This is a genomic window from Halomonas sp. BC2 (assembly GCF_002078115.1).
GTDB lineage: Bacteria > Pseudomonadota > Gammaproteobacteria > Pseudomonadales > Halomonadaceae > Vreelandella > Vreelandella stevensii.
In genome coordinates this window covers 90,772-99,164 of record NZ_LFGT01000002.1, presented here as the reverse complement: position 1 = coordinate 99,164, position 8,393 = coordinate 90,772, and the positions used below count along the sequence as shown (strand labels likewise).

The window sequence follows — 8,393 nt, the reverse complement described above, 5'->3', positions numbered from 1 at the left end:
CCAGTGGGCTAGCCTTTTTTATTTATAACGTTCGATATGCGATCGTCGTTAAAACAACCAGTTAGCGCTCCAGGATTAAGGGAACATTAATAATGCAAAGCCAACTCATTGACTCCCATCAACTTTTATCTCAACCCAACCGCTTAAGCTTAGCCTACCTTGACCATTCGCCCCTGCGGATGATGCTTTACTTATAAAGGAGGCGCTGTGGACGCTATACGCCGTTCGCTACTTGGCCAGTTAGCTCGCTTAAGCGCAGGTGCTGCGCTTATACCGCTGTCCAGCCTTGCCCAGGCAGGTATCAATCAACAGCCAGCTCGTCGTGAAGGCGATCCCAGCAAACGCTATGGCATGCTCATCGACTTACGCCAATGTATTGGCTGCCAAGCCTGCACCGTATCGTGCCATATCGAAAATGCCGCACCTCTTGGTCAGTTTCGCACCACCGTTTCTCAATACGAGGTGCAGCACCAGGAGAGCGGTGAGTTAGCCACGTTTATGCTGCCCAGGCTGTGTAATCACTGCGAAAACCCTCCCTGTGTGCCCGTTTGCCCAGTGGAAGCAACTTATCAACAACAGGACGGCATTGTGGTGGTGGATAGTGACCGCTGCGTAGGCTGCGCTTATTGCGTTAACGCCTGCCCTTACGATGCCCGCTTTATTAACGAGCGCACCCAAACCGCTGACAAGTGCACGTTCTGCGCGCATCGCTTAGAGGCAGGGCTACTGCCCGCCTGTGTTGAAAGCTGTGTTGGAGGTGCGCGGATTATTGGTGATATGCGCAACCCTGACAGCCAAATCAGCCGCATGATTCAAGAACACCGTGATGCACTGATGGTACTTCAGCCAGAAAAAAACACGCTTCCCCAAGTGTTCTATCTCGGCATGGATGAGCGCTTCATTAGCCGTCCTGTTGCGGAACCTGTGGCGCTTGAAGTGCTCGACCCCCACGGACAGGAGATGGGCTATGAATTCCACCATTGAACTACTCGCCCCCCGCTACGACATCGCCTGGTACCCGTGGGCGGTGCAGTATTTTTTCATGATCGCCATCTCTTATGCGAGTCTCTGGCTAGCAGCGCCTGCGTTAATTTTCGGCAAACGAGCATGGCTGCCCACCGCACGCCTTGCACTCCTCGCTTGCGTCAGCACCACGTTGGTAGCGCCCGTTGCACTACTTGCGGACCTGCACCAACCGCTGCGTTTTTGGCATTTTTACGCGTACGCCAACACCCGCTCGTGGATGTCTATTGGCAGCGTGGTTCTGCCGCTCTATCTCGTCAGCGTACTGGGCCTTGCCTGGCTGGCTTGGCGCCCGGCGCTCCAGGCCCGGCGCAATGCGCCAGGGCTGAGCGGATGGATGGCTAAATGGCTAAGTCTGGGCGATAGCGCCACTCCAAGGGCGCTGGTGGCCATCGTGGGACTAGCCGCACTACTGCTTTCCAGCGGCATTATGCTTTATACCGGCGCGGAGCTTGCCATTGTGAAAGCACGCCCGCTATGGAACACCGTATGGCTTCCGCCCATGCTGGTCGCGACAGGCTTCATCGCGGCAGCAGGGCTAGTGCTGGTACTCAACCGGGTAAGCGGAGTGTGTTCGCACGCCACCGTTCGGCAAATGCTGTATGTCCTACTTGCCTTCTGTGCCGTGGCGGGTTTAATCGCGGCTAGCTGGTTCCTGGATGGTATTAACGCCAACGTTGGCTCGGTCGCAGCAGCGCTGGAGTCTGTTCGTCACAGCCCTTCCTGGCGCAGCACCGCGCTGTGGGGCGGTATTACTGGCATAACGCTCTTTATAGCGGTGGCGTGGTTAGTCTCGCGCCCTGCCCAACGCCAACCCGCATTGTTTGCCTGGGCTTGGCTACTCGGCCTGGTAGCTATTCATATGGGCTGGATGTTCCGCTGGGTGGTGCTGATGGATGTGCAGCACGTCGCCCGTAATAGTGCTGGTTTCCACCACTATGGCATTCCCGCTGGCTCTTCCGGCATCTTAGGCATCGTCGGTACCTTTGGGCTTTGGCTGGCCGCTATCTTACTGATTGAGCTATTTATTCCATGGCGGCAAGCCCAGCAAGGTGGCGTTAAACCGCCGCCCTCTTTCGATACCAATACATCCAGTGACTCGCTTAACGCCGAACAAGGAGCGCCTAACCATGGCTAAGTCTGCTCAAGACCCCTCACGCCGCCGGTTTCTTAAAGGCGCTGCTGCCGCAGGCGGTGCCGCCACCTTTGCAGTAGGCTACGCTGACCCGCTTGCCAAGATGGCCAAAGGACTCAGTGGCAGCGCAGGAGAAAAACCCAAGCACAACATTCACGGCAATTCGCTCACGCCGGAGTACCGCGTTGACTTAGCCACTGGCGAGCTAACCCTCACTCCCGACCAACGCACCGCCTTTACCATTTGCTACGGCTGCACTACCCTATGCGGTGTGCGGGTACGCATCGATGACACCCGGGGCGAAGTGCTGCGTGTATCTGGCAACCCATACCATCCGCTCTCTGCTGATGACCATCTGCCAATGCGAACTCCAGTGGCCGAGGCATTGCGCAGCGTGAGCGCTTACGGAGAACAGGGCCAAGTAAATCGCTCTACCGCCTGCGCCCGTGGCAACTCAATGATGAGCCAGATCACCAACCCTTTCCGTATCGACCACTGCCTGAAGCGCGTTGGCGAGCGCGGTAACCGGGAGTGGCAAAAAATCTCGTTTGAACAGTTGATTGAAGAGATTTGTGAGGGGGGCGATCTGTTTGGTGAAGGCCATGTAGATGGGCTGCGCGCCATTCACGACCACGACACGCCTATCGACCCTGCCAATCCAGAGTACGGCCCCAAGGCGAACCAGCTGATGGTCATGGAAGCCGGCGACTACGGGCGCTCCGATTTACTCAAGCGCTTCACGCTCAACGCCTTTGCTACCCGCAACTACGGCCACCACGGCTCTTATTGCGGCTTGGCGTTCCGCATGGGGTCAGGGGCCGTGATGAACAATATTGTCACTAATGCCCATGTAAAACCCGACATTCAGAACGCACAGTTCATCATGTATATCGGCTGCGCGCCTAGCCAAGCAGGCAACCCGTTTAAGCGTCAAGGCCGCTTGCTTGCTCAGGCACGCGCCGCAGGAACCCTTGAGTACGTGGTAGTCGACCCCGCGCTAAATGCTGCCACTTCCCACGCGGCGGATAATAATCGATGGGTGCCCATTCGCCCCGGCACCGACAGCGCCTTTGCCATGGCGATGATTCAGTGGCTGCTGGACCACGAGGGCTATGCCAGCGATTTTCTCGCCCTGCCGGGCCAGTCTGCTGCTGATGCCGCGGGCGAGACCACCCACACCAACGCAACGCATTTGGTCATTGATACCTTCGAACATCCGCGCCGTGGCTACTTTTTGCGCGCCAGCGATTTGGGCCTTGCTGAGGCCGGTAGCGATGCGGATATGCCCGTCGTCGTTTCAGACGGCGAATTCGCCCTCAACGAAGATGTCATGGCCGCCGAACTATTTGCCGAGCGTGCAGTGGAGCTTGCCGATGGCAGCACCGTCACCGTTAAAACCAGCCTAACGCTGCTGCATGAATCGGCCCATGAATACGACATGGACGCCTATGCTGAACATTGTGGTATTCCCAAAGCAACGATTATCGACTTAGCCAAAAAGTATGCCAGCCACGGCCGTAAGGCCGCCGTTAACTGCCACGGTGGTATGATGTCAGGCAACGGCTTCTACGCTGCTTTTAGCGTTCAAATGCTCAACCTGTTGGCCGCCAACTACAACATGAAAGGCGGCAGCGCGGTGGGCGGTGGCACTTATACAGGCACCGGCGAAGGTCCACGCTACGACTTGGCCAATTTCCCCGGAAAGCGTGGTCCGCAGGGCGTTTTTCTCTCGCGCTCACGCTTCCCCTATGAAAAATCATCGGAGTACCAGCGTAAGGTAGCGGCTGGTGAGAACCCTTACCCTGCGAAGGCTCCTTGGCGCTCACTCGCGCCACCCACCCTCACCGAGCATTTACCTTCTGCGCTGGATGGTTACCCTTACCCCATCAAAGCCCTGATTGGCTGCATGGCCAACCCGATTTATGGCCAAGCGGGCCTGAAAGGCGTCGTTGTCGATAAGTTAAAAGATCCCAGCCGACTAGGGTTATTTGTCGCGGTTGATGGCTTTATCAACGAGACCAATCGTTACGCCGATTACATCGTACCGGATTCAGTCATGTACGAAGTATGGGGGTTTGCAGGCTCATGGAAAGGCACGCTGGGCAAACTGACCACCGCTTGCTGGCCGGTGGTTGAACCGCGCCAACAAAAAACCGCCGAAGGCGAGCCGGTGTCTATGGATAGCTTCTTTATCGCCGTAGCTAAGCGGTTAGGACTGCCGGGCTTTGGCGATAACGCCATACCCGATGCTAACGGTCACCTTCACCCGCTCAACCGTGCTGAAGATTACTATCTCAGGGCAGCCGCCAACATCGCTTTCCAGGAGGAACCGCTTCCAGAAGCGAGCGACACTGACGTTGCCCATAGTGGCATTGCACCGCTGCTGCCTAAGCTTGAGCGCACGCTGAAAGCCGATGAACGCGGACGTGTGGCCTATCTGTACGCCCGGGGTGGACGTTTTGAAGATGCCAGCGAACACTTTGTAGGCCAGCATTTAAAACGCCAGTGGAAAGAAACCCTGTGTGTCTATAACGAAGCAGTAGGCACCAGCATTGATACCACCAATGGGTTGCCAAACCGGGGCGTACCGTGTCACTCGCTGCCTCAAATGGCGAATAAGCAGCCCATGCGGGAGATCTTCTCAGAGCAAGAGTGGCCGTTACTGGCATTCTCGTTCAAATCCAATCTGATGAACTCCTACGCCATCGGTAACGAACGGCTGCGTATGATCAAGCCCTACAACCCCGTGCAAATGCACCGTCAAGATGCCGAACGCTTTGGCATTCAGCACGGCGACACCATACGCATCGAAAGCCCCGGCGGCAGCGTGATAGGGCTCGCTCTGGTAAGCGAAAGTGTCGTACCTGGCGCGCTGGGCATCGAGCACGGCTACGGCCACAAGGATCTAGGTGCTACACCGCATATTATCGATGGCACCTCTCAGCCAGATATGCCTTGGATGCGGGCAGGTATCAATATCAACGACCTGGGCTTTCAAGATCCCACGCGCGAGGTCGGCGGCACTTGGCTGGAGCCCATTAGCGGCGCTAGCGTGAGGCAAGGGTTACCCGTCAAGGTCAGCCGCGTGTGAACCGGCAGGGGTAGTGAAGCTATGTCGCAATCACTACCCCACCCAAGGCCACCACGATCACCACCAGCCAGGCTGGCAGCTTCCACACGGTCAGTAGCAAAAAGCCCGTGAGCGCCAGAGCAAACTCATACGGCCCAACCACCGCGCTGGTCCAGACAGGATCGTAGAGCGCAGCCCCCAGAATCCCCACGACGGCCGCGTTGGCACCGCGCATGAGCGCCTGGGCACTGCCCCATTGGCGAAAACGGTTCCAGAACGGCAGCACGCCCACCAGCAGCAGGAAGCCGGGAATGAAAATCGCCAGCAGCGCCAGCACCGCACCAACCACGCTGGGCAGCCCAGGCAGCAGTGCGCCCAGGTAAGCCGCAAAGGTGAACAGCGGCCCCGGCACGGCCTGTGCGGCGCCATAGCCCGTCAAGAACTCATCCGCCGTGATCCAGCCCGACTGTACCACTTCGGCTTCCAGCAGCGGCAGCACCACGTGGCCGCCCCCAAACACCAGCGCCCCCGAGCGGTAGAAGGCATCCACCACCGCCAGCCACATGGCGCCGCCCGCCAGCAGCGGCAACAGCACCAGCAGCGCCACGAACAGCCCCAGAGAGATCAAGCCCACCTTGCGCGACACTGCAAAGTGCAGCGAATCCGCCAGCTCGCCCTGAGCGCTTTCGCGGCAGAGCAACAGCCCTGCCATACCCCCCAGTACAATCGCACTCACCTGCCCTAGCGGGCCGCTGACCATGGCCACGGCAAACACCGCCGCCAGGGCAATGCCTGCCCGGGTTTTATCCGGGCAAAGATTGCGCGCCATGCCCCATACGGCGTGGGCCACGATGGCCACCGCGACGATTTTCAAGCCGTGGATGATGCCGCTGGCCATCGGCCCATCCAGCACCGCAGCCCCCATGGCGAACAGCGCCAGTACCAGCGCGGAAGGCAGCGTGAAGGCCAGCCAGGCCATGGCCGCCCCCCAGGGGCCTGCCCGCAGCAGGCCCAGGGCAAACCCCACCTGGCTGCTGGCCGGGCCGGGCAAGAACTGGCACAACGCCACCAAATCCGCATAGGCTTTCTCGCTGAGCCACTGGCGGCGGGCCACGAACTCCGTACGAAAATAGCCCAGGTGCGCCACCGGCCCGCCAAACGAGGTAAGCCCCAGCGCCAAAAAGGCCCAGAACACCTCTCGAATGCGAGCAGGCGATACGGCAGTATCAGAGGAAGGACGGGGTTCCGACATAAGCTCGGCTCCTTGCAACGTTGAACAACAGGCAGCCGATAACCATACACGATTTTATTGACATGCCCATGACGGTTGAGCAACGTTGAGAATCCTTCCAACGCCACCTACCAGGAGCACCCCATGGCCCATCATTCAGAAGAGTTTCTACGCCTTGCAGAAGCCGCCAAACAGCGTACCACCCAGGTATCGCCCAGCGATGCCAAACAGCGCATCGCCCAAGGCCACGTGGTGCTGGACGTGCGAGACAAGGAAGAGTTCGAGCAGGGGCATATCGAAAACGCCCTCAACATCAGCCGGGGCACGCTGGAAATGCGCATCCAGGAAGCGATTCCCGATAAAGACACGCCCATAGTGTGCCACTGCGCAGGCGGCAATCGCGGCGCCCTGGCCGCCGACACCCTGCAGCAACTGGGCTATACCCAAGTCGTGAATATCGAAGGCGGATTGAAGGCGTTCAAGGAAGAAGAAGCGCCGTAAGCCGCTCCTTTTGGTAATGATGCTCGCCCTCCCATCGGCAGCTTTAGAAGACTCCGGTGACTTTCGGCTTGAATCAATGACGCACGAAAGGCCGCCGTCATGGGAGCGATTGGTTGTTTAGTGGGAGGGGTGTTTTTGTGGTTCCACATGTACCGTCAGCTCGAAGCCGCAGGCATCTGCATAGCGCTGCAACGTTTTCCAACCGGGGTTACTGCTTCCTCGCTCCAGGCGGCTAATGTTACTTTTCTGCGTCTCCAGACGTTTGGCAAGCTCTTCCTGAGTCAGCCCGGCACGCTGGCGCATTGAAATAAGCGTGGAGGCCAATGCAAACTCCGGTGCCAGACGTTCATATTCCGCCTTCACCTCAGGGTTCTGAAGCGCCTGCTCTTTTAGTGCCTTTAAGTTCATCATGACTGCACCTCGCGCTGTCTTGACCGCGCTAATGTTAACGCCTGACGCGGCGTTTTCTGGCTTTTCTTGACGAATGCGTGCAGCACGACGATGTGTTTCCCATGCACGTAACAGAACAAGGAACGGCCAATCCCCTCTTGTGCCTTTGCTCGAATCTCAAACAGGCCGTCACCCATGGACTCCGTGTGAGGAGGCCCTAAGTGAGCACCATGCTGCTCTACCATCTCCAGCAACCGAAGCATTCTGGCCTGTATTTTGGGTGGCATGCTTAAAATTTCTTGCTCTACGCCTGGGTAAAACTCAACCTGCCACTCCATAGCACAGCTCCGATCAAGTTATCTTTTATGATAACTCAGGATGTGTAAAAGTTCCTACTCCAGAGACACACGACAACCTCCATCTTATGGCACCATAGCGTGACCGCATCCCCGTGACGCCGATTGCCGTGAAGGAACGCCGCCGTATGCCTGCCAATGCCCTGCTCTCCCCCACTTCGCTCACCCCCGGCTTCATGGTGGTACACGCCAATCGCCTGGAGGATTTACGGGGGCTGGCGGTGGAGTGGATGCGGCGACACCCGCTGGGGCCGCTGGAGAACGAAACCATTCTGGTGCAGAGCAACGGCATTGGGCAGTGGCTGAAGCTGGCCCTGGCGGAAGACCCGAAGAACGGCGGCGCGGGTATTGCAGCGGCGCTGGACGTGATGCTGCCCGCGCGGTTTTTATGGCAGGCCTACCGCCGGGTGCTCACCCACGTTTCCCACGATGCCGACGCCGTGACGGAAACCTCGCCGTTCGATAAATCGCGCCTGGTGTGGCGGCTGCTGCGTCTGCTGCCTACCTTGGCCGGGCAGCCGGTGTTCGAACCACTGGCGCAGTTTCTGGAAACCGACCGCGACCAGCGCAAGCATTACCAGCTGGCCGAGCGGCTGGCGGATCTCTTCGACCAGTACCAGGTGTACCGCGCCGACTGGCTGGACGCCTGGGCCAACGGCCACGATGTGCTGATTACCGCCCGAGGCG

Annotated in this window: 8 protein-coding genes; 5 read left to right on the top strand and 3 right to left on the bottom strand. The window is 58.5% G+C overall.

What is annotated here, in order from left to right; translation table 11 throughout:
• Positions 1-207: 207 nt before the first annotated feature.
• From dsrO to B7L71_RS00980, 3 genes are read left to right on the top strand one after another with little or no spacing between them, the layout of a single operon-like run.
• Positions 208-984 (top strand): sulfate reduction electron transfer complex DsrMKJOP subunit DsrO, encoded by a 777-nt coding sequence (gene dsrO, locus B7L71_RS00990; protein ID WP_081135286.1) that lies wholly within the window; start codon positions 208-210, stop codon positions 982-984.
• Positions 932-2,161, top strand: coding sequence for an NrfD/PsrC family molybdoenzyme membrane anchor subunit (gene nrfD / locus B7L71_RS00985; protein WP_249273143.1), 1,230 nt, complete (start codon positions 932-934; stop codon positions 2,159-2,161). The genes dsrO and nrfD overlap by 53 nt, the downstream gene beginning before the upstream one ends.
• Complete coding sequence (locus tag B7L71_RS00980) at positions 2,154-5,249, top strand: molybdopterin dinucleotide binding domain-containing protein (RefSeq protein ID WP_081135281.1); 3,096 nt, start codon at positions 2,154-2,156, stop codon at positions 5,247-5,249. The genes nrfD and B7L71_RS00980 overlap by 8 nt, the downstream gene beginning before the upstream one ends.
• Positions 5,250-5,268: 19 nt before the next feature.
• Here B7L71_RS00980 and chrA read toward each other — a convergent pair whose 3' ends face one another.
• A complete protein-coding gene (chrA, locus tag B7L71_RS00975; RefSeq protein WP_081135279.1) occupies positions 5,269-6,480 on the bottom strand; it encodes a chromate efflux transporter in 1,212 nt (403 codons plus the stop codon).
• Between the two features lie 123 nt (positions 6,481-6,603).
• Between chrA and B7L71_RS00970 the strand changes: the two genes are divergently transcribed.
• Positions 6,604-6,960, top strand: coding sequence for a rhodanese-like domain-containing protein (locus tag B7L71_RS00970; RefSeq protein ID WP_081135276.1), 357 nt, complete (start codon positions 6,604-6,606; stop codon positions 6,958-6,960).
• Positions 6,961-7,077: 117 nt separating this feature from the next.
• Here the strand turns inward: B7L71_RS00970 and B7L71_RS00965 are convergent, their stop codons facing one another.
• Both B7L71_RS00965 and B7L71_RS00960 read right to left on the bottom strand, forming a co-directional pair.
• Positions 7,078-7,371, bottom strand: coding sequence for a helix-turn-helix domain-containing protein (locus B7L71_RS00965; RefSeq protein ID WP_227407773.1), 294 nt, complete (start codon positions 7,369-7,371; stop codon positions 7,078-7,080).
• A complete protein-coding gene (locus B7L71_RS00960; protein WP_081135273.1) occupies positions 7,368-7,688 on the bottom strand; it encodes a type II toxin-antitoxin system RelE/ParE family toxin in 321 nt (106 codons plus the stop codon). The genes B7L71_RS00965 and B7L71_RS00960 overlap by 4 nt, the downstream gene beginning before the upstream one ends.
• 146 nt (positions 7,689-7,834) lie before the next feature.
• Between B7L71_RS00960 and B7L71_RS00955 the strand changes: the two genes are divergently transcribed.
• Positions 7,835-8,393 (top strand): exodeoxyribonuclease V subunit gamma (locus B7L71_RS00955; protein ID WP_139790011.1); only part of this gene is annotated, 559 nt, incomplete at its 3' end.

Bases quoted from the DNA above. Each gene is read 5' to 3' on its own strand.
- B7L71_RS00970 (WP_081135276.1), top strand. From the start codon at position 6,604: ATGGCCCATCATTCAGAAGAGTTTCTACGCCTTGCAGAAGCCGCCAAA.
- B7L71_RS00965 (WP_227407773.1), bottom strand. From the start codon at position 7,371: ATGATGAACTTAAAGGCACTAAAAGAGCAGGCGCTTCAGAACCCTGAG.
- chrA (WP_081135279.1), bottom strand. From the start codon at position 6,480: ATGTCGGAACCCCGTCCTTCCTCTGATACTGCCGTATCGCCTGCTCGC.
- B7L71_RS00980 (WP_081135281.1), top strand. From the start codon at position 2,154: ATGGCTAAGTCTGCTCAAGACCCCTCACGCCGCCGGTTTCTTAAAGGC.
- B7L71_RS00960 (WP_081135273.1), bottom strand. From the start codon at position 7,688: ATGGAGTGGCAGGTTGAGTTTTACCCAGGCGTAGAGCAAGAAATTTTA.